We start from the raw sequence: 19,368 nt of genomic DNA on the forward strand, positions 1-19,368 counted from the left end.
TGAGAGTGGTGGAGGCAATGGGGACGGTAGGACGGTGGGGTCGGTGAGGCAGTAGCGGCGGCGAAGATCGTGGTCCAGAAGAGACGAACGATCAGACGAACGGGACGGCGATGAAGAAGCCGTACGCCAGAAGCGTCGACATCGCCGGCCCGATGATCCACATCGAGATGTACTTCATCACGGCTCGCGGGTTGAACAGGCTCCCCGCGTCAAGAACCTCGTTGGGTTCGGCCTCCCCGATCTTCGTGACCGGGGCATCCGGCTCCGCTTTTAGTGCGCCAGTCGCGAGTTCCGCGTCGGATTCGCCGCGAATCGCCTCGCGGGCCGTGACGGGTCGGGTCGCCCGTCCCCAGCCCAGGCCGACGATCGTCATCACAGACGCCATCACGAGACTGATCGGGATGCCGGCCCACGAGAGCGCGGTCGTGATCGTCGAGGCGGTGAGCATGACGACCAGGGCGGCCAGCAGCGGGATGTCGCTGAGTTCGCTGCCGACGGATTCCATCGTCCGCCGAGCGATGGTGAAGCCGCCGAACCCGATCGCCACCGTCGCGATGATGATGGCGGGGTTACGATCGAGCGCCCCGCTGCTGACGAGCGGTGCGACGGCGTTCGGGACGTTGCTCGCGCCCGCGCTGAAGGCCATGTAGCAGCCGATGACCAAGACGACGCACGTCCCGACGAGTTCCTGAATCGTCGTGTTCGGTCCGAGCGTCGGTTTCGGAACCGACCCGCCGCGATCGAGGGCGAGCAACGGTCCCTCGGAGGACCGAATCTCGAACCGGCGGTTGAGTTCCGGGTAGATGTACCGACCGACGGTCGCGCCGATCCAGAACCCGATGATCGGGGTGACGACCCACCACGAGACGATCCTGCCGATTTCCGCGTAGTTGACCGTGTCCGTCGCCAGCCCCAGCCCGGCGATCGCGCCGACGGTTACCATCGAGGTCGGGACGGGAACGCCGAAGACGTTCGCGACGAGGATTCCCAGCCCGATGAAAAAGAGGACGGCGACGCCGGCGGCGAGCGAAATCTCGATCGTGATAATCCCCTCGCTCAGCGTGTCCATTACGTTTCGGCCGACGGTCCAGCCGCCGAGGAAGACGAAAATCGTCATCAGCCCGGCTGCGGTGACCTTTCGGAGCAGTCCGGCTCCGACGGCGGGTCCCCATGCGATCCCCGTCGACGACCCGCCGATGTTGAATCCGACGAATATCGAGGCAACGATGCCGACCAGGAGCACGGTTTCCACCATCGGTTGGTATTATCGGTCTCTCCATGAAATACGTATTGGGACTGCGGATTACTCAGCTGGGTTATGCTATACCGCACAGCACGTCACACGGCGTCCGACAGTCGTTCGCTGTTCGGAACCGATCTCGATACATAGTGACAGTTTGATCACACTCCCCAGAAAAACGCGATTCCAAGGACGGTTACGACCGACAGAATCAGCTGTAGCGGCGCACCGACGCGGAAGTAGTCGCCGAACCGGTAGCCGCCGGGACCGTAGACGAACAGATTCGTCTGGTAGCCGATGGGGCCGAGGAAGGCCGTACTCGCCGCGAACGTAACCGCCAGCACGAACGCGAACGGGTTCGACCCGATGCCGGCCGCCGCCGCCGCTGCGACGGGGAGAAGCAAGACGACGCTCGCGTTGTTACTGATTACCTCCGTAATGAGTCCCGTCACGATGTAGAACAGCCACAACACGACGAGCGTCGGCAAAAAGTCCGCCGTCGAGACGACGAGCGACGCGAGATAGGCCGCCGAACCCGTTTGCTCGAGTGCGATTCCGAGCGGGATCACGCCCGCGAGCAGGAAGATGATATCCCACTCGACCGCATCGTACAGTTCGTTCGGTTCGAGCACGCCGGTACCGACCATCGCGACGACGCCTGCAAGCGCCGCGATCAAGATTGGATAGAACTCGAGCGTCGCGACCGCAACGACGCCGACCATGATCGCGACCGCGATCGGCGCTTTGTCGGTGCGGTAGTCGGGCTGGGGCGGTTCGCGGGCGACGATCATGTCCCCCCGCCGTGCGAGCCGATCCAGCGTCTCCGGCGGGGCCTGGACGAGCAACGTGTCACCGACATCGAGGCGTTTGCCAACGATGCGTTCGCTGACGAGTTCACCGCGGCTCCGCAGGCCGAGGACGGCGGCGTTGAACTCTTCGCGGAACGCCTCGGGGTCGAGGCGGTCGCCGACGAGTCGGGAGTCGAGCGAAACGACGAGTTCGGTGAGAATGCCCTCGTCGGCGTCGGCCGAGAGGGCGGCCGTGGACTGCGGGCGGGTGACGGGTTCGACGCCGGGGATGCCCGCGAGTTCGGTGATCGCGTCGCGGTTCGTTCTGACGACGAGGACGTCGCCTTCGGTGAGCGGGAGGGCCTGGCGGGGAGCGACTGCGCGGCCGGGAGCGGAGCGAGAGCCGGAGTCGGCATCGGTCTCGGGCTCGCGGCCGCGGCCACGGCTGCGATTGCGCACCACCTGGACGATGTCGATGTCGGGACCGAGAATCTCGGTTGCATCGCGGACGGTGCCGTCGACCAGCGGGGAGCCGGGGACGACCGCCACGTCCGCGACGTAGTCGCTCACGGCGTACTCCTCGAGATAATCCGCCCGCGGCGGGACGCGCTCCGGAAGGAGGTAGTGACTGACGAAGATCAGGTATAGTCCGCCTACGAGGGCGACGATGAGTCCGAGTCGAGTGAACTCGAACATCGAGAAGCGGTGAAGTTCGGGATACGTGGTGCCGAGTCGGGCGCTGACGTCGCTTGCGAGGATGTTCGTGGAGGTGCCGATAAGGGTGAGCATACCGCCGACCTGCGAGGCGTACGACAGCGGGATGAGGAGTTTCGAGGGCGACGTGTTCCCGCGGTTGGCAACGTCGGTGACGACCGGAACGAGCAACGCGACGACGGGGGTATTGTTCAGCACGCCTGAGACGGGGCTGGTTACGGCGACCGTCGCGAACAACTGCTTTCGGACGCTCGTTCCCGCGAATGCGGCCATACGGCGGCCGAGTTCCTGCACGATGCCGGTCCGACTGATCCCGCCGCTCAGGATCAACATTGCGAGGACGGTAATCGTCGCTTCGTTTGCGAACCCGGAGATGCCGGTTGCAGGATCGATCCCGGTCCACGGTTCGAGGACGACCAGGATGACGATCAGCAGAATTGCAGTGACGTCGACGGGGAGACGTTCGGTGAGAAAGAAGATGAGTGCCAGGACGACGACCCCGAAGACGACGATCATATCCGTCGTCAACTGGGGCTGGGTCGTCGTCTCCTGTATGAGCGGGGCACTCGCCGGCATGCGTATCGGAGACCACACCGGGCGAAGATGTAATTTCTCTGCACGGACGTTGAACAGTGTTCGAGCGATGGTCGTCGACTCGGCATGCTTGCCAAACCGTCGCCTTTACTCGGGTCGGTCGCACGCACACACATATGACCGGGACGGAGACCGATACGGCGACGAGCGAGACAACCGACGAGTTCGAGACGTTCGAGGTCATTCCGGCCGTCGACATTCAGGACGGCGAGGTCGTCCAGCTCGTCCAGGGCGAGCGCGGAACGGAACGAACCTACGGCGAGCCGGTTGCGGCCGCGCGGCGCTGGATCGACGCCGGCGCGGAGTCGCTCCACCTCGTCGATCTCGACGGCGCGTTCGAGGGCGAACGAGCGAACGCGGGGGCCATCGACGCCGTCATCGACACCGTCGACGTGCCGACGCAACTCGGCGGCGGCATCCGCACCGCCGCCGACGCGCGGGCCCTTCTCGACCGCGGCGTCGACCGCGTCATTCTCGGCACCGCAGCCGTCGACAACCCCGATATCGTCGCCGAAATCAGCGAGACCCACCCCGACAGCGTCGTCGTCAGCCTCGACGCGAAAGACGGCGAGGTCGTCGTCGAGGGCTGGACCGAAGGCGCTGGCATCTCCCCGGTCGAGGCCGCCGAACGCTACGCCGACCTCGGTGCCGCCGCGATCCTCTTTACCAACGTCGACGTCGAAGGCCAACTCGAGGGCGTCGCGACCGAACCCGTTCGTGAACTCGTCGACGCGACCGACGTGCCGGTGATCGCAAGCGGCGGCGTCGCGACCCTCGAGGACGTCCGTGAACTCGAGGCGGCCGGCGCGACTGCGGTCGTGGTCGGAAGTGCGCTCTACGAGGGCAAGTTTACGCTCGCGGAGGCCCAAACTGCCGTGGACCGCTCGTAATCGACGGCCACTGATATTCGTTCCCACACCACCGAAAGAGTCGTCCCGATTCCGCGAGAGGGGTCGGTCGATGCCACCGTCACCGCCATCATCGTCATCCACGTCGACGCCGGCGACCGTTCGCGATCTCACTCCTGATGACGCTCCCGCGCTAACCGCCCTCTACGAGGAGTACGAGTGGTGGGACGACCGCGATGAAACTGCCGTTCGCGACGCCCTTTGTGAGACTGCGGTCGCCGTCGGCGTCGAAGCGGACGGACGCCTCGTCGCCGCGGCGCGGGTGCTGACGGACTTCACGTACTACGCGACCGTCTACGACGTTATCGTCGCTGCTGACCGTCGCGGCGAGGGAATCGGCGAAACGCTCATGCGCGCCGTCGTCGACCACCCGGACCTGCAGTCGGTCGCCGGTCTCTCGTTGCTCTGTCGGCGCGGGCTGGTTCCGTACTACGAGACGGTCGGCTTCGAACCGTTCGATCCCGAACTGGAGATTCCCGAGGGCGGCACCGAAGAACTCGTCCGGATGACCTATACCCGTCCTGCCGACCAGCGCGGTGACGAAGACTGACCGCGCCGCTCGCGGCTGCCAGTCGGCGCGAATCAGCATTCGAGTAGGCGACGCTGCGGGAAGGGCTAATCCGTCCTGAAGCGGCCGGTAGGGGACCTGCGCCCGTTAGGGCGGCCGTCCGGCGACCCCCGTTATCCGGGACTTCCACTCCAGTTAGATCGATGATTGATCCGATGACGTATCGAGTCCGGAATCGGTCGATCCTGTTCCCGATCGGTTCACGACCGGTTGTAATCACGTCCCATGTAGAGTGCGAGGACGTTGAGCCCGAGGAGGGCGAGAAAGACGAGCGTGATCCGAGGATTGCCCAGTCCCTGCGTTAACAGCGGCAGATGGACGAACGGCAGGGCGACGGCGATCCAGAACGAAAGAAACCGCGTCGATCCCTTGAGCGAGTGGATGAATCGACTGCGCGCCGGATCGCTGTTTTGGTTCGACTCCGACCCTGCTGGAGACAGGGAGTCGTTCGACAGTGGGGAGGGGCTGGGGGAGTTGGACATTGTGACGAGGCACCTCTTCGTAGTAACGACATTCACTCAGGATAGCATATAACCGTCAGACGGTTGGTCCCGTTTCGGTCCGTTTCACGTCCGTAATGATGGTAATACTACTCTTCGAAACGCCTTTAGAATCGCGGAAAAATTTTACAAACGGCTCTAACTCTGTTTCATCGATTTTGTCATGACATGTGGATCGGTCCGGTATAGCCGCCCTATTCTCCGTCGCCGATCGCTCGTGGCCGCTGCGTACTCTCCGTCGCAACCGAGCGCAATCCCCTTGTACCGAGAACGCAACCATTTCGACATGAGCGAGCGACGCGCGACCGTCACACGAGACACGGCCGAAACGACGATCGAATGCACGGTGTCCGTCGACGGCAACGGCACAGCCACGGTCGATACCGGCGTCGGCTTCTTCGATCACATGCTGACGGCCTTCGCCCGCCACGGCCTCTTCGATCTCGAACTCGAGTGCGACGGCGACCTCGACATCGACGATCACCACACGGTCGAGGACGTGGCAATCGTCCTCGGAACGGCGTTCGATGAGGCCCTCGACGATCGGGCGGGCATCGTCAGGTACGCGGATCGCCGCGTTCCGCTCGACGAAGCCGTCGCGTCGACCGTCGTCGACGTGAGCGGCCGCCCACGGTTCTACTTCGACGGCGAGTTCTCCCAGGCGGCGATCGGCGAGTTCACGAGCGACATGGCGCGTCACTTCGCGGAGTCGCTGGCGATGAACGCGGGACTGACGCTGCACGTCGGCGTTCGCGGTGAGAACGCCCACCACGAGGTCGAGGCGCTGTTCAAGGCGCTGGCGCGAGCGCTCGACGACGCGACGCGGCTCGATGACCGACGCGAGGGGACACCGAGTACGAAGGGAACGCTGACCGACTAAGTGCAGCGCGACGGCCCAGCAACGACGAACTACGATGACGGACGGTGCAACTCCCCGCCGCGCTCGGCGAACTCGTCGCGTTCGAGCGCGTGCTCGATGATCGCCTCGGCCTCCTCGGCTTCGAGGTCGTAGGCGCCGGCCGCCAGCGATTCGACGGCCTCGCGGCCCATCGGGAACTCGCGGTTGCGAAGCAAGCGGATGACCTTGGGATAGGCTCGCGGCGAGGCTGGGGCCGCTCTCGTCGATTCGGATCGGGCGGTCGGTTCGGCTTCGGTTTCGATTGGATTCGATTCCCGGGCTGGTTCTGCCGCCGCCTCGTCCGTCCCGCCGGTCGCATCTTCGGAACTGGGTGTCTCGTCCGACGGCTCGTCGAACGTGATCTCGTTTCCCGTTTCGAAGCGCCCTGCCGGTGGTGCGTCCGATTTTGCAACCGAACCTGAATCTGGATCCGAGTTCACCTCCCCTTCCGAACTCGTGCTCTCTGGAGGCGTTCTCTGCGTACTCGAATCGTCGCTCCCAGTCCCGTCAGTGGCCGGGGTCTCGGCCGTTTCAGTGTCGCTGTGTGACTGGCGTGAGCCGGTGGTGGTGTCACTTCGGAGTCGGTCGAGGAGCGGTTCGAGGACGGTTCCAAGACGACGTTTGCAGTCCGGACAGACGCTCACGCGGCGTTGTTCGGCCTCCGTCGGATCGAGTTCGGCGGGAATAACCTCGTACGTGCCGGCAGCATCGCTAGCACAGAAGTCACAGTGGTTGATCGCGCGCATAGAATACCGTCTCATTCGAATCGGTAAAAACGTCCGTCAGACGCGGGGTGGCACGGCGGTCGAGTTTGCTGAACGGTGTTGACCGCTCTGTGTTGCGACGGTATCGACGCATCCCGTCACCTCGGCCGCTGAACTCGTTATGACCGACCGTCAATCACCGACCATTATACCTGGGCACGCGTATACCCACCAACGAATGTTCGACGAGATAATGGGGAAGTTCGAGGGGTCCCCGAGCCAGCAAGCAGTTATTCGACTCCTGTTAGAGCGTGGCTTTTCGGTCAACGACGACGGTCGCGTCGTTTCGGGTGGGATCGAGATCCCGAACACCGGTATCGCTCGCGAGATCGATGTCGATCGCCGCGTCGTCGACTCGACGACGAACGCGATCCTCGACGATCCCGAACTCCGGCGGATCTTCCAGAACATCTCGCAGGTGCCGAGCCTGATGGATCTCGCACCCGTGCTCGATCTGACGGTGCTGTCGATTGCCGTCGACAACGCGGAGCAAAAGGGGATCGTCGCCGCGGTGACGGGGACGCTCGCCGAAAACGACATCTCGATTCGCCAGACGATCAGCGAGGACCCCGAGTTCACCGACGAGCCGCGGCTGTACCTGATCACGGACGAGGACGTTTCGGGCGCGGCGATAACCGAACTTCGCGATCTCGAGTTCGTGCGGAAGATCGAGTTACAGTGAGCGTACAGTGAGCGACCCGATCGACTGCGCGAGGTGCGAGGTGAAACCGTGACCGACACCTACGCGACGATCGCCGAGGCTGCGACCGCCGAGTTCGTCGTCCAGGGCTCGGAGTTCATCGGCCACGCGCGCCCGGTCGAATCCGTCCCGGACGCCGAGTCGTTCGTCGACGCGATCCGCGAGGAGTACGCCGACGCGACGCATAACGTTCCCGCCTACCGGGTGCGCGCGGACGCCGACGGCGACTTCCTCCGGGAGTATTCGAGCGACAACGGCGAACCCTCGAGTTCGGCGGGCAAGCCGGCGCTCAACGTCCTCGCACGGCGCGAGATCGAGAACTGCGCGGTCGTCGTGACGCGGTACTACGGCGGGACGAACCTCGGCGTCGGCGGTCTCGTCCGGGCGTACTCCCGCGCGGTGAAGGAGGCCGTCGACGCGGCGGGCGTCGTCGAGGAGCGCCCGCACGAACGCGTCTCGATCACCGTGGAGTACGACGATTCGGGCACCGTCCGCGGCATCATCGAAAGCGAGGGCTACGAGTTCGACGCGGATTACCAGGCCGAGGTTACCTTTGCCGTTCGCGTTCCGGTCGCGGCGGCCGACGCCTTCCGCGATCGGATTCGAAGTGCGACGAGCGGGCGGGCCGAACTCGAGTCGGAGTAAGAGTACGGGTACGGCGCGTTCGAAGCGGGATCGTGTTCTTGGCGGCCGTTACGGCAGCGCTGTCGTTCGATCCGAGAGCCGCTGTTCGACCGTCGCGATGATCGCCTCCGGCGCGTCGAGGGACTCGCGGTCGAGACGCACGTCGAACAGCCCGCGGTCGAAGACGAGTTCGTCGTCGCGCAGGCGGACGTGATCGATCTCGTCCCACGGGACGAATCTGCTGGTGTAGGGTCGCTGTTTGACGAGGCCGTTCTCGTAGAGCCGGATTTCGGGGTCCGTTCCGGTCTCGCCGACGCGGAATCGGCCCTCGATGAACCCGCCGACGAGCCAGCAGAGCCAGAGCGTCCCCCAGACGAGTGCGCTGAGCCAGTTTCTCCCGATTGCGTCGAGGAGCGCGAGCGCCGGCCAGACGACGAGGAGCAGCACGTCTATTTTGGGCGTGCGTGGCGGGTGCCAGCGACACGCCGCGATCGGGCGGCCGTGCGCTCTGTCGGCGGCGTACCCCGTCTCGGTGACCCCCAGCAGCACGTATCCGGCGACGAGGAGTCCGCTCGCCGACACGGCGGTCGCGAGTCCGAGTGCGGTATCGACCGGGCCCAGCACCGAGGCGAGGCCGACGAGTCCGAACGGTACGGCCGGGGCGAACGGCGCGGCGCGCTGAACTCGTCCGCGGCCCAGTCGGGCCGGCAGGTCGGGGAAGCGACGGTGGACGGCGGTACCGAGACCGATACCGACGAAGAGTCCGAGGAGTGTCCCACCGGCGAGGACGACACTGCCCCCGTTCAGCGCCGTTGCACCGGTCAGCGCGACCGCTGCGAAGACGACACCGATGTAACCCGCGAGGATGCGCCGCTCTACCGCGGCAGAGACGGATGCTGTGGCAGTACCGCCGTCAGCTCCCTCTGCGGACGAACGTTCGTTCATACGTTTTTGTACGCGAATTCAGGGTATATGTGTACTGGAAATGACCCGTCTCAGGCCTCGCCGGCGACGGCGAGCAGTCCCTCGAGAATCAACAGCGGGATCTCGGGTACCATCAGTAGAATTGGAGGAACCACGTAAATTCTCTCCTACATGTGAAACCGTAAGGCATGTGCGCTCTGTACTTCGGAAGTATTATCACCTGATTTCAAGACCCTACCACATGAGAGTATGACTGGCGTATTTATGTCATTGTGGAGACGGTATCGGTCTATTCCCATCGTATACCGGATCGCGATAGCGTTCGTTCTCGGCGCTCTCGTCGGGTTGGCTGTCGGCCGGCCGGCGATGGAACTCCAACCGATCGGTGACTTGTTCGTCCGATTGCTCGAGATGATCATCGTTCCGATCATCATTTTCACGTTGTTGATGGCGACGCGGGAACTATCCCCGAAAAATCTGGGTCGCATTGGCGGACAGGTCGTGATCCTGTATCTCGCCACGACCGCCGTTGCCATCGGAATGGGACTTGGCGTTAGTAATCTCATCGATCCCGGGACGGGAATGACCTTAGAGCAGACGGACGTCCAGACTGGACAGACACCGTCGCTGACGGATCAAGTGTTCAATATCGTCCCCGAGAACCCCATCACTGCGATGGCGGAGGGGAACATCCTCGCGATCATCTTCTTCACGCTCGTCTTCGGCCTCGGGATGACGATGGTCCGAGCGGAAGTCGAACCCGACTCGGCCGTCCGGAACGGCATCGACACGATCTTCGACGTGGTTGATGCCGGCGCAGAGGTTATGTTCAAAATCGTCTGGGGAGTCATGGAGTTCGGTGTCCTCGGCGTATTTGCGCTGATGGCGGCGCTGTTCGGCGAAGTTGGTGCCCAAGCTGTTGGGGCGTATTTCTCCCTCTCGATGACGCTCGCGATCGCCATCGGACTCCAGATCACGCTGGTCTACCTCCTGGTCATCATTCGAGGTGCGGTTGGCGTTTCACCCGTCGCCTTCCTTCGCGGCATCAAGGAGGCACTTATTACGGCACTCAGTATTCGGTCGTCCACCGCGACGCTTCCCATCTCGATGTCGGACGCCGACGAGAATCTCCAGATCAAAGAGCGCGTATACGGTTTCTCGCTTCCGCTGGGAGCCACGATCAACATGGACGGCACGGCGATGTACCTCGGCATCGTCGCCATCTTCGCTGCGAACATCGCCGGTGCTTCACTCACACTAATCGAACAGCTCACCATTCTGCTGACCGCGCTCCTTATGAGCATCGGCACCGCGGGCGTTCCCAGCGCGAGTCTGGTCATGATGACCGCGGTGTTGACTCAAGTCGGGCTTCCACTCGAAGTGATCGGAATGATTGCGGGTATCGATCCACTGCTCGATCGTCTCCGGACGATGAACAACATCGCCGGCGATATGGCAGTGACGACGGTCGTTGCAAAGTGGAACGATGCGATCGACCTCACATCCGGCGTGTGGGCTGACGCCCCCGCCGAGTTCAGTGAGGAAGCCGTTAGCGCGACGAACGACGACTGAACACCCTAAATTCCGATAAATGATACACGGTGCGCGGAATCTCACGACCGGAATCACGGATCCACGCGACAGGCACAGCCCTGAAACCGTACGACGTCACCTATCTGAGATCACATCTCTGTGCAACTCGAGTGGGAAAATTGGGGTTGGATTGGTTCGGACGGACGCAATCATCCGCTCCTCGCTTCGACCCGGTCACTACAAACCGGGATCGGCCTCCGCGGTCGGAACGGTGCCGTTGTCGGGGTGGGCACTGTGACCGATTTCGATCGTACGGAATCCGACGACGTCAATCGTGTGGAGGATATGAAAGACGATTCTTCGACGAACAGAGACCGAACGGAACCGATCGTTGACCGCGCACGCGAAATAATCCCTGGCGGTGCACAGACCGGGTTGCGAGCGCAGGCGTACGACACGGGAGATGTCGCCTTCGAATCGGCGTCGGGTGCCACGCTGACGACCGTCGCCGGGGAGCAGTACATCGACTATCACCTCGGATTCGGCCCGATCATCCTCGGCCACGCTCACGAGGATGTCGACGCGGCGGCCCGAGCGGCTATCGACGACGGCGTATTGTACGGCGCGGGCACAACACCGCTGGAGGTCGAGGTTGCTGAACGCCTCGTCGATCTCGTACCCAGCGTCGAGATGGTGAACTTCTGCAACAGCGGCAGTGAAGCCACCTATCACGCGATCCGGCTCGCGCGAGCCGCCACCGGTAACGAGAAGGTGCTAAAATTCGAGGGCTGTTACCATGGCTGGCACGACTACGTCGACGTCAGCGTCTATCCACCCGCCGACCGCGTCGGCGAGCGTTATCCCGAGTCCGACGGTATGCTCCCGGCAGCCGTCGAGAACACGCTGGTCGCTCCGTTCAACGATTCCGACGCCGCCGAGGAGATCGTTCGCGACCACAGCGACGACCTCGCGGCGGTCATCCTCGAGCCCGTTCCCCACTCCGTCGGCTGTCTACACCCGCGAACGGAGTTCCTCGAGACGCTGCGCGAGGTGACCGAAGTCCACGGCGTTCCGTTGATCTTCGACGAGGTCATCAGCGGCTTCCGTCACTCGCCACACGGCGTTCAGGGCGAGGTCAACGTTACGCCCGATCTCACTTGCGTCGCGAAGGCCTTGGGCAACGGGTATCCCGTGGCGGCCGTCGGTGGCCGATCAGATCTACTCGCCCAGGCGGGCGGTGACAACGAGTCCGGCGTTGTCATCAGCGGGACGTATTCGGGTAGTCTTCCGGGACTAGCCGCTGCACGCGAGACTATCGACACCATCGTCGCCGAGGACGTTCAGGCGTCCCTGACCGACCTCGGTGACCGCTATCGCGACGGACTGGCCGACCTACTCGAGGACCACGGGGTCGACGGCCGGGTTGTCGGCCACCGGAGCATTTTCAGCGTTCAATTCGGCGTGCGTGGCGAACCCCGTACCTACGAGGACGTTCTCGGACTCGACGAGGAGCGCTTCCACGCGTTCGCGGCGGGCATGCGAGAGCGCGGCCACTTCTTCACGCCGAACCCGTACAAGCGCCACCACCTTTCGGCCGCTCACGACGAGGCCCACCTCGAGTCTTATCTCGAGGCTGCCGATACGGTGCTCGCTGAACTCTGATTCGGCTTCTGAACCAGAGACGTGTCCCAGGGGACGGCACGCTCAACTGTCTTCTCGGTCACGCTCCGTGTGAACCTCTTCCTTCCAACCGTTGATGCCACCGCCAACCTCCCTCTTCGACTTCTTCCTGTACGACGTACCGGAACGCGAACACCTTTTACGTTCCTCCCGGAGACAGCGTACATGAACGCCATTACCGCAGCCGATTACTACGATTTGCGGCAGGTCTCGGAGCCGCAACTCTCGCCGGACGACGAACGGGTGGCGTTCGTCCGCCGAACGCCGACGGACGACCGATCCCACGAAGCGACGATTTTCGTCGTCCCGGTCGGCGGCGACGAACCGACCCAGTTCACCATCAGCGAGGGCGTCGACAGCCAGCCCCGCTTTAGCCCCGACGGCGACCGCCTCGCGTTCGTCAGCACCCGCGGCGAGGCCGACGACAGACAACAACTCTGGGTTACCCCCACGACGGGCGGCGAGGCCCGCCAACTCACGTCCGTCGTCGGCGGCGTCACTGAACTCGAGTGGAGTCCCGACGGCTCGCGGCTACTCTTCTCCCAGCGCGTCACCGCCGACGACCGCGCGGAAGACCGCGACCTTGCGGTCGATCCCGACTACGAACCCGCGGAGCCGGACCCGCGCGTGATCGACCGCATGGTCTACCGCGCCAACACCGAGTACGCGGACGGCCGACGCAGCCACGCGTACGTCTTAGACGTCGAGGCGGCGCTCGAACGCGACGCCGATCTTCGGGAGGCGGAGACCGGCGACGCCATCCAGCGTCTCACCGACGGCGACGAGGACCACATCAGCCCGACCTGGGGCGACGACGACACGATCTACTACGCGGTCAAAACCGCCGCCGAAGGCGTCCATCCCGACGACTCGCTCCGCTACGAGCTGTACGAGCACGACCTCGACACCGACGAGGCGACGGCCTTCACCCGGACGACGGGCTGGGCCACTGAACTCGCGGCGACGACGGACGGCCTGGTCGCGTTCGAGTTCACCCCGGCGGAACGGTCGTCGATGCGCCAGACGGAGGTCCGCGTCCACGACCGGGAGACGGGGACGGAGACGACGCCGACGGCGTCTCTCGATCGGACGATCGGTCACCGCTGTGACTTCGCGTGGGCACCGGGCGGCGAGGCGCTGTATTTCACGACGCCGGAGACGGGATCGCGGGTGCTCTGGTCGGTCGCCGTCGGCGTAGGGGTGGGGACGGGGAGCGGCGCTGATGACGGGACGAGTGACGAGGTCGGCAGCGAGGAGCCGACGCGCGTCTACGGCGAGGGCGTCACCGTCGCGGACTTCTCGGTCGGCGAGAACGCGGTCGCGCTCGTCCAGAGCGAGTGGGATCATCCCGGCGACGTGTTCGTCACGACGCGGGGGGGTACCGAGACCCACCGGCTCACCCGCGTCAACGGCGATCTGCTCGCGGATCGGGCGGTGCGCCAGCCCGAAGAGGTCTGGTTCGAGGGTGGTACCGTCGCCGATGGTGGTGCTGGTGACGGTGCCGGTGCGGAGGGCGGTACGGATGACGGCGTCAAGGGCGGCGATGACGGCGATGGCGGAGACGACGGCGACGAAGCGGAGACGCAAATCCAGGGCTGGCTCCTGACGCCGCCCGAGTTCGACGCCGACGCCGCGGGCGGGCCGGACGAGACGTATCCGCTCGTCGTCGAGATTCACGGCGGCCCGCACGCCCAGTGGACGACTGCGGGAACGATGTGGCACGAGTTCCAGACGCTCGCGGCGCAGGGCTACGTCGTCTTCTGGTGTAACCCGCGAGGCTCGACGGGGTACGGCGAGGCGCACGCGACGGCGATCGACCGCGACTGGGGCGACGTTACCCTCGCGGACGTGCTCTCGGGCGTCGAGACGGTCTGCGAGCGCGAGTTCGTCGACGAAGACGAGACATTCGTCACCGGGGGGAGCTTCGGCGGGTTCATGACCGCGTGGACGGTCACCCGGACCGACCGCTTCCGGGCGGCGGTTTCCCAGCGCGGCGTCTACGACCTCACCGGTTTCTACGGCTCGACGGACGCGTTCAAACTGATCGAGGGCGATTTCGACGCGACGCCCTGGGACGATCCCGACCTCCTCTGGGAGCAATCGCCGGTAGCACACGTCGCCGAGGTCGAGACGCCGACGCTGGTGCTCCACTCCGATCGCGACTACCGCACGCCGGCCAACACCGCCGAACTGTTCTACCTCGGCCTGCAGAAACACGGCGTCGACACCCGGATGGTCCGCTACCCGCGCGAGGGACACGAACTCTCGCGGTCCGGAGAGCCCGGTCACGTCGTGGATCGCCTCGAACGCCTCGTCCGCTGGTTCGACGGCTACGCCGACTCGCGCGAGGCCCCGCCGGCGCTCGATCGCGAGCGCGATGCGGGTCTGTCCGGCGGGCTAGACGAGTCGGACGAGGAGTGACGGGTGACGGGTGACGAGCGACGAGTGTCGTCGCTCTCGCTATCCGGCGACCGGTCCGCCCTGATCGCCGACCGCGCGTTCACAGGGCCGACTCCTACAGGTCGGGCACTCGTTCGGTCGGGCATGGACAGAAACGTCGGCGGCGTCGATCGCTTCCTTCGCATTACGCTCGGACTCACCCTTTTGCTCATCGGGTACCGAAACCGGGAGCAAACGGCCGGCGCGCTCGCGTTCATCGCCGGAAGCGACCTCCTCGCGACGGCCGTCATCCAGCGGTGCCCGATAAACGCCCTTCTCGGGATCGATACCTGCGGGAGCAGCGAGTGACCGACCGCTCGCGTCCGTTCACTCGTCGCCGGCGAACTCGTCCGGGTTGTCCGGATCGTACTGCACCGCGTCGTCGTCGGCCGGCGGCGCACCGATCGCCATCACTTCGATCGCCTCGTCCGCGTGGGCGGGGTTGTAGGCCCGATGCGGGGATGCAGGCTGGGCCGTGAACGTCGCCCCCGTGGGCACTTCGAACTCGCCGCCGGGCGTTTCGACGTGAAGCGGCCCCGAGAGAACGACGAACGCCTCCTCCTGTCGCTCGTGGTAGTGATACGCAAGCGGCAGCTGTTCGCCGGGCTCCGCCGAGAAGTGATTGATCGCCACGCTCTCCAACCCGGCCGCCTCGCTCACCCGCCGGCAGTCGCATGGCCGATCCCCGACTGCGTCGAGTACGTCCGGATCGACGACGCTGTAGGACATGGCTGTCCCGTTACCGGCGAGGCGCAAAAGTGTCGCGGTCCGTGCGCCGATCAGGTCGTCCGGAACGCCCGGTCGCCGGCGTCGCCCAATCCGGGGATGATGAAGCCGTCGTCGTCGAGTCGGTCGTCGATCGAGACCGTCAACAGGTCGGCCTCGGGGAACTCGTCGTCGACGCGCAGGAGGCCCTCGGGTGCGGAGACCGCAGAGAGCACGATCAGGTTCTCCGGGTCGGACGAGTTCTCGACGACGTGATCGAGGACGGTACACATCGTGGAGCCGGTGGCGAGCATCGGATCGGCGATGATGACCGTGTCGTCCTCGGTGATCTCGGGGAGTTTGACGTAGTCGACGGTAATCGGGAACGAGCCGTCCTCCGCGCGGCCGGCCTCCTCGTTGCGACTGGCGCTGATGACGCCCTGTCGGGCGCGGGGGAACGCCTTCAGGAGCCCCTCGACGAACGGCGTCGCCGCGCGCAGGACGTTGATGATCACGACGTCGTCGAGCCCGCGGACCCGTTCGCCCATCGTGGTCTCGAGGGGCGTCTCGATCTCGACGTACTCGGTTTCCATGCGGCCGTCGATGATCTCGTAGCCGCAGATGCGGCCGAGTTTGACGAGACCCTTACGGAAACTGACCTGCTCGGTTTCGACGTCTCGAAGCTGCGAGAGCGTGTGTTTCGCGAGTGCGTGCGTCACGAGATACGCGTCATCCCGGTCTTCGATTGGCATACTCGTATGGCCACCCGCGGGGTAGTTCACAGTGTCGATCACCGGCGACGATGTCGCGTACACGCCCCTGCAAGGGGCTGACACGCAGCGGAGAAGTTTATGCCGATCCATCCCCTACTACTCGCTCACTCGAATGGAAGAGAGCATTTCGGGATTCAAAGTTCGCGGCGACTGGGGCGACGTCGTCGAACACGGCGAACGCATTACCCGGGCGCTACGCGACGAAGGCGTTCACGATCCCGCACACGACTACGGCGCACACTTCGCTCGCGCCTTCGAAGAGTGGGACGAGTGGCGACCCAAAGCACACGAGACGCTCGACACCGACGTCAGCGAGAAGACCGCAGACCAGGCAAGCGTCGAGGAAGGAACGGGCGAACAAGCCGGCAAAGACCCCGACGAAGACATCAAAACCGCCGGAGAGAAACTTACCACCTCCTACGAACAACTCGAGGAGGACGACCCCGAGGCCGCCGTCGACAACTGGAAGGAATCGATTGACTACGTCGCCCGCGCAGCCGATTCCGCCGGTCGCAAGGCCCTCCGCCGCGTCGAGGACACCGTCTACCAGAACGTGATGACCCAACTCGCACCGTACTACTTCGACAACGAACTCATCAGCGCCAACGTCCAGCAATCCGCCCGCAACGGCGACAACGGCGAGCAGTTCGCCTTCGAGGTCAACGTCAACGACGACGATCTGAAAGATGCCGTCTCCGACCGCCTCGCTGAACTCGACGATGAAGTCGACCGTTGGCACGTCGAAGTCGAAAAGGATACCGGTGCGGCCGAGGCGATCGAGGGGGCGGAGCCGCCGCCGGAGGCCGATGATCAGTCAAAATTCACGACGAACTGAACCGTTCGCGTGTCTCGGCACATCAGCTATCTACAGGCCGGCACACACTTGTAGGGCCCGCGAATAGAATCCCCCGTAGATGGTCGAACCCGCGACAGTCGCGACGTTTCTGGTAGCCGCCATCGCCAGCCTCTTTATGGCCTGGGCGATCGGTGCCGGCTCGAGCGGCTCGACACCGTTCGCTCCCGCCGTCGGTGCCAACGCGATTTCGGTGATGCGAGCCGGTTTCTTCGTCGGGCTCCTCGGATTCATCGGCGCCGTCGTCCAGGGTGCAAACGTCTCCGAAGCGGTCGGCAGGGAACTCATCGGCGGCGTCATCCTCTCGCCGAGCGCCGCAACGATCGCCCTGATTATCGCCGCCGGGCTGGTCGCAATCGGCGTCTTCGCCGGCTACCCCATCGCCACCGCTTTTACAGTCACCGGTGCCGTCGTCGGCGTCGGCCTGGCGATGGGCGGCGATCCCGCGTGGCCGAAATACGTCGAAATAGCCACGCTCTGGATTCTCACGCCCTTCGTCGGGGGCGGTCTCGCCTACGGTATCGCCCGGCTCCTCCGGAGCGAACCCATCGCAGAACCCTCCCTGATCGTCGGCCTCGCCGCCTTCGTCGGCCTCCTCATCGCCAACATCGAGTTCGCCTTTCTCGACCCCGACAGCACCGGCGGCGCGTCTATCGCACAGGCTGTAAGCGACTGGGCGCCCGGTCCTGAACTCGTCGGTATGATCGTCGTGACAGGACTCGTGGGGCTGCTCTGGGGTGGAATCGTCGCCGCCGATCTGCGCAGCAGCGTCGAACGCGGTGAACGACATTTCCTGCTCGTTCTCGGTGCGCTCGTCGCGTTCTCGGCTGGCGGCAGTCAGGTCGGGCTGGCAATCGGGCCGCTGATTCCGCTCTCCGAAGACGTCGGTCTCCCGCTTCTTGCGTTGCTTCTGGGCGGCGGTATCGGCCTCCTGATCGGCTCGTGGACCGGTGCGCCGCGAATGATCAAGGCCATCTCACAGGATTACTCTTCGCTCGGTCCCCGGCGGTCGATCGCCGCGCTCATTCCGTCGTTCATGATCGCGCAGACGGCGGTATTGTTCGGCATCCCCGTCTCCTTCAACGAAATCATCGTGAGTGCGATCATCGGTAGCGGCTACGCCGCAAGTGGCAGCGGCGTCAGCGCCCGGAAAATGGGGTACACCGTCCTCGCGTGGGTGCTCTCGCTCGCCGGTTCGATTATCGTCTCCTTCGTCGGCTACACGGCCCTCTCGGCAGTACTTCTGTGACTATTCGTCCGTCTCGAATCCGTCTTTTCTTTGTTCCAACGGACCGCTCTGGAACGCTTGCGAGTTGGTTGTGATCCGTCAGTCCCTTCCCTCGCGCGAGTGACGGCGTTCCGGTCAGGCGTCTGCCGTTACTCCCTTCTCGATCAAGCGTCTGTCGTCACCATCCACTTTAGCATCTGTGGAAAGAGTGGCTCTGTTGAAATCCTCTTCTTCAGATGTATTTTAGCGCGAAACACACGCACACTACAGATGCGAGTACAACGACTGTTCAAGTTCTCGCGTGGTAGTTCACTATGTTAAGCCCCACACCACACCGAGAAAGATACCGAGAACCATACCAAACGGAATACCTATCGCGATATCACCCAGTGCGAGTCCAAGAGTGGCTCCTAGTAGCGGCCCGAACGCAATCCCCAGAGCCATTTTATTCGAATCCATTTGGTCATCTTCTTCGTCAAACACGTGCTGTCTTTGGACTTCCGGTGAGATAAACCCAGAGATCTAATGGAACGTGAGTTCCCCGTACTTACTGATCCCCATCAAAATTTATTAGCCGCTGAGGATTTCAACAGAGCCGAAAGAGTACGAGTTCAAACGCAGCGAACCCCAACACGAGCAACCGGGTCATCCCCTCCAGGTACGAAATTGCGACGAACGCAAGAATCGCGGCGCTGCTAAGTCCCATTCCATAGCGATACACGGGATTTTCGAGTATGTTACTCATACGATCAGTTCTTCAATTGAGACGTACATCTGTTGTCGTCTGCGCGCAGTGCGCCAGTAACGAACGCTATCGGATGCTCATCACCCGTCTTCTGTCGTAACGACTGCAACGATTTACACCGGTCACAGACCTGTCGTGCGATCGGGCGTGTGCAGTGACTCGCAGCGGCGACGAGAGCTGCACTCGCTTT

At 63.9% G+C, this 19,368-nt stretch carries 20 protein-coding genes; 11 read left to right on the forward strand and 9 right to left on the reverse strand.

Annotated elements, in window-relative coordinates; translation table 11 throughout:
* Positions 1–91 precede the first annotated feature (91 nt).
* Positions 92–1,255: an inorganic phosphate transporter gene (locus C481_RS19130; RefSeq protein WP_006110984.1), complete on the reverse strand. Its 1,164-nt coding sequence runs from the start codon at positions 1,253–1,255 to the stop codon at positions 92–94.
* Positions 1,256–1,401: 146 nt separating this feature from the next.
* Positions 1,402–3,318, reverse strand: coding sequence for an SLC13 family permease (locus C481_RS19135; RefSeq protein ID WP_006110985.1), 1,917 nt, complete (start codon positions 3,316–3,318; stop codon positions 1,402–1,404).
* 134 nt (positions 3,319–3,452) lie between these two features.
* On the opposite strand from C481_RS19135, the gene hisA reads away from it, so the two are divergent.
* Together hisA and C481_RS19145 are read left to right on the forward strand one after the other, a co-directional pair.
* On the forward strand, positions 3,453–4,226 hold the full coding sequence (hisA, locus tag C481_RS19140) for a 1-(5-phosphoribosyl)-5-[(5-phosphoribosylamino)methylideneamino]imidazole-4-carboxamide isomerase (RefSeq protein ID WP_006110986.1): 774 nt from the start codon (positions 3,453–3,455) through the stop codon (positions 4,224–4,226).
* A 70-nt stretch (positions 4,227–4,296) separates the two neighbouring features.
* Complete coding sequence (locus C481_RS19145; protein WP_006110987.1) at positions 4,297–4,794, forward strand: GNAT family N-acetyltransferase; 498 nt, start codon at positions 4,297–4,299, stop codon at positions 4,792–4,794.
* Positions 4,795–5,012: 218 nt separating this feature from the next.
* Here the strand turns inward: C481_RS19145 and C481_RS19150 are convergent, their stop codons facing one another.
* Entirely contained in the window at positions 5,013–5,294 is a 282-nt protein-coding gene (locus C481_RS19150) for a hypothetical protein (RefSeq protein ID WP_006110988.1), read from the reverse strand.
* A gap of 304 nt (positions 5,295–5,598) precedes the next feature.
* On the opposite strand from C481_RS19150, the gene hisB reads away from it, so the two are divergent.
* The gene (gene hisB, locus C481_RS19155; protein ID WP_006110989.1) at positions 5,599–6,192 is read left to right on the forward strand and encodes an imidazoleglycerol-phosphate dehydratase HisB; all 594 of its coding nucleotides are present in this window, start codon (positions 5,599–5,601) and stop codon (positions 6,190–6,192) included.
* A gap of 29 nt (positions 6,193–6,221) precedes the next feature.
* On the opposite strand, the gene C481_RS19160 is transcribed toward hisB, so the two are convergent.
* Complete coding sequence (locus C481_RS19160) at positions 6,222–6,956, reverse strand: hypothetical protein (protein WP_006110990.1); 735 nt, start codon at positions 6,954–6,956, stop codon at positions 6,222–6,224.
* 196 nt (positions 6,957–7,152) lie between these two features.
* On the opposite strand from C481_RS19160, the gene C481_RS19165 reads away from it, so the two are divergent.
* Positions 7,153–7,656: a hypothetical protein gene (locus tag C481_RS19165; RefSeq protein ID WP_006110991.1), complete on the forward strand. Its 504-nt coding sequence runs from the start codon at positions 7,153–7,155 to the stop codon at positions 7,654–7,656.
* Between the two features lie 48 nt (positions 7,657–7,704).
* Positions 7,705–8,319: an IMPACT family protein gene (locus C481_RS19170; protein ID WP_006110992.1), complete on the forward strand. Its 615-nt coding sequence runs from the start codon at positions 7,705–7,707 to the stop codon at positions 8,317–8,319.
* 48 nt (positions 8,320–8,367) lie between these two features.
* Here the strand turns inward: C481_RS19170 and C481_RS19175 are convergent, their stop codons facing one another.
* A complete protein-coding gene (locus C481_RS19175) occupies positions 8,368–9,243 on the reverse strand; it encodes a hypothetical protein (protein WP_006110993.1) in 876 nt (291 codons plus the stop codon).
* Positions 9,244–9,486: 243 nt separating this feature from the next.
* Between C481_RS19175 and C481_RS19180 the strand changes: the two genes are divergently transcribed.
* The 4 genes from C481_RS19180 (at position 9,487) to C481_RS19195 (ending at position 15,183) form a co-directional block, all read left to right on the forward strand.
* Entirely contained in the window at positions 9,487–10,794 is a 1,308-nt protein-coding gene (locus C481_RS19180; RefSeq protein ID WP_083860934.1) for a dicarboxylate/amino acid:cation symporter, read from the forward strand.
* A gap of 306 nt (positions 10,795–11,100) precedes the next feature.
* A complete protein-coding gene (locus C481_RS19185; RefSeq protein WP_049904782.1) occupies positions 11,101–12,417 on the forward strand; it encodes an aspartate aminotransferase family protein in 1,317 nt (438 codons plus the stop codon).
* A gap of 183 nt (positions 12,418–12,600) precedes the next feature.
* The gene (locus tag C481_RS19190) at positions 12,601–14,856 is read left to right on the forward strand and encodes a S9 family peptidase (protein WP_006110996.1); all 2,256 of its coding nucleotides are present in this window, start codon (positions 12,601–12,603) and stop codon (positions 14,854–14,856) included.
* Positions 14,857–14,979: 123 nt separating this feature from the next.
* Positions 14,980–15,183 (forward strand): YgaP family membrane protein, encoded by a 204-nt coding sequence (locus C481_RS19195; RefSeq protein ID WP_049904766.1) that lies wholly within the window; start codon positions 14,980–14,982, stop codon positions 15,181–15,183.
* Positions 15,184–15,201: 18 nt separating this feature from the next.
* On the opposite strand, the gene C481_RS19200 is transcribed toward C481_RS19195, so the two are convergent.
* Both C481_RS19200 and upp read right to left on the reverse strand, forming a co-directional pair.
* Positions 15,202–15,603, reverse strand: coding sequence for a cupin domain-containing protein (locus C481_RS19200; RefSeq protein ID WP_006110998.1), 402 nt, complete (start codon positions 15,601–15,603; stop codon positions 15,202–15,204).
* Positions 15,604–15,653: 50 nt separating this feature from the next.
* Complete coding sequence (gene upp / locus C481_RS19205; RefSeq protein WP_006110999.1) at positions 15,654–16,331, reverse strand: uracil phosphoribosyltransferase; 678 nt, start codon at positions 16,329–16,331, stop codon at positions 15,654–15,656.
* Between the two features lie 133 nt (positions 16,332–16,464).
* Between upp and C481_RS19210 the strand changes: the two genes are divergently transcribed.
* Both C481_RS19210 and C481_RS19215 read left to right on the forward strand, forming a co-directional pair.
* Complete coding sequence (locus C481_RS19210; protein ID WP_006111000.1) at positions 16,465–17,187, forward strand: DUF5828 family protein; 723 nt, start codon at positions 16,465–16,467, stop codon at positions 17,185–17,187.
* A 79-nt stretch (positions 17,188–17,266) separates the two neighbouring features.
* Complete coding sequence (locus tag C481_RS19215) at positions 17,267–18,454, forward strand: inorganic phosphate transporter (protein WP_006111001.1); 1,188 nt, start codon at positions 17,267–17,269, stop codon at positions 18,452–18,454.
* Between the two features lie 291 nt (positions 18,455–18,745).
* Here the strand turns inward: C481_RS19215 and C481_RS22340 are convergent, their stop codons facing one another.
* Both C481_RS22340 and C481_RS22345 read right to left on the reverse strand, forming a co-directional pair.
* Positions 18,746–18,916, reverse strand: coding sequence for a hypothetical protein (locus C481_RS22340; RefSeq protein ID WP_169331464.1), 171 nt, complete (start codon positions 18,914–18,916; stop codon positions 18,746–18,748).
* Positions 18,917–19,019: 103 nt separating this feature from the next.
* The gene (locus tag C481_RS22345) at positions 19,020–19,178 is read right to left on the reverse strand and encodes a hypothetical protein (RefSeq protein WP_006111003.1); all 159 of its coding nucleotides are present in this window, start codon (positions 19,176–19,178) and stop codon (positions 19,020–19,022) included.
* Positions 19,179–19,368 lie beyond the last annotated feature (190 nt).

It is taken from the genome of Natrialba asiatica DSM 12278 (assembly GCF_000337555.1).
Lineage (GTDB): Archaea > Halobacteriota > Halobacteria > Halobacteriales > Natrialbaceae > Natrialba > Natrialba asiatica.

Excerpts from the sequence above, each read along its gene's own strand:
- hisA (WP_006110986.1), top strand. The coding sequence starts at position 3,453 with ATGACCGGGACGGAGACCGATACGGCGACGAGCGAGACAACCGACGAG.
- upp (WP_006110999.1), bottom strand. The coding sequence starts at position 16,331 with ATGCCAATCGAAGACCGGGATGACGCGTATCTCGTGACGCACGCACTC.
- C481_RS19145 (WP_006110987.1), top strand. The coding sequence starts at position 4,297 with ATGCCACCGTCACCGCCATCATCGTCATCCACGTCGACGCCGGCGACC.
- C481_RS22345 (WP_006111003.1), bottom strand. The coding sequence starts at position 19,178 with ATGAGTAACATACTCGAAAATCCCGTGTATCGCTATGGAATGGGACTT.
- C481_RS19160 (WP_006110990.1), bottom strand. The coding sequence starts at position 6,956 with ATGCGCGCGATCAACCACTGTGACTTCTGTGCTAGCGATGCTGCCGGC.
- C481_RS19150 (WP_006110988.1), bottom strand. The coding sequence starts at position 5,294 with ATGTCCAACTCCCCCAGCCCCTCCCCACTGTCGAACGACTCCCTGTCT.
- C481_RS19180 (WP_083860934.1), top strand. The coding sequence starts at position 9,487 with ATGTCATTGTGGAGACGGTATCGGTCTATTCCCATCGTATACCGGATC.
- C481_RS19130 (WP_006110984.1), bottom strand. The coding sequence starts at position 1,255 with ATGGTGGAAACCGTGCTCCTGGTCGGCATCGTTGCCTCGATATTCGTC.
- C481_RS19195 (WP_049904766.1), top strand. The coding sequence starts at position 14,980 with ATGGACAGAAACGTCGGCGGCGTCGATCGCTTCCTTCGCATTACGCTC.
- hisB (WP_006110989.1), top strand. The coding sequence starts at position 5,599 with ATGAGCGAGCGACGCGCGACCGTCACACGAGACACGGCCGAAACGACG.
- C481_RS19185 (WP_049904782.1), top strand. The coding sequence starts at position 11,101 with ATGAAAGACGATTCTTCGACGAACAGAGACCGAACGGAACCGATCGTT.
- C481_RS19175 (WP_006110993.1), bottom strand. The coding sequence starts at position 9,243 with ATGAACGAACGTTCGTCCGCAGAGGGAGCTGACGGCGGTACTGCCACA.
- C481_RS19200 (WP_006110998.1), bottom strand. The coding sequence starts at position 15,603 with ATGTCCTACAGCGTCGTCGATCCGGACGTACTCGACGCAGTCGGGGAT.
- C481_RS19190 (WP_006110996.1), top strand. The coding sequence starts at position 12,601 with ATGAACGCCATTACCGCAGCCGATTACTACGATTTGCGGCAGGTCTCG.
- C481_RS19135 (WP_006110985.1), bottom strand. The coding sequence starts at position 3,318 with ATGCCGGCGAGTGCCCCGCTCATACAGGAGACGACGACCCAGCCCCAG.
- C481_RS19210 (WP_006111000.1), top strand. The coding sequence starts at position 16,465 with ATGGAAGAGAGCATTTCGGGATTCAAAGTTCGCGGCGACTGGGGCGAC.
- C481_RS19165 (WP_006110991.1), top strand. The coding sequence starts at position 7,153 with ATGTTCGACGAGATAATGGGGAAGTTCGAGGGGTCCCCGAGCCAGCAA.
- C481_RS19215 (WP_006111001.1), top strand. The coding sequence starts at position 17,267 with ATGGTCGAACCCGCGACAGTCGCGACGTTTCTGGTAGCCGCCATCGCC.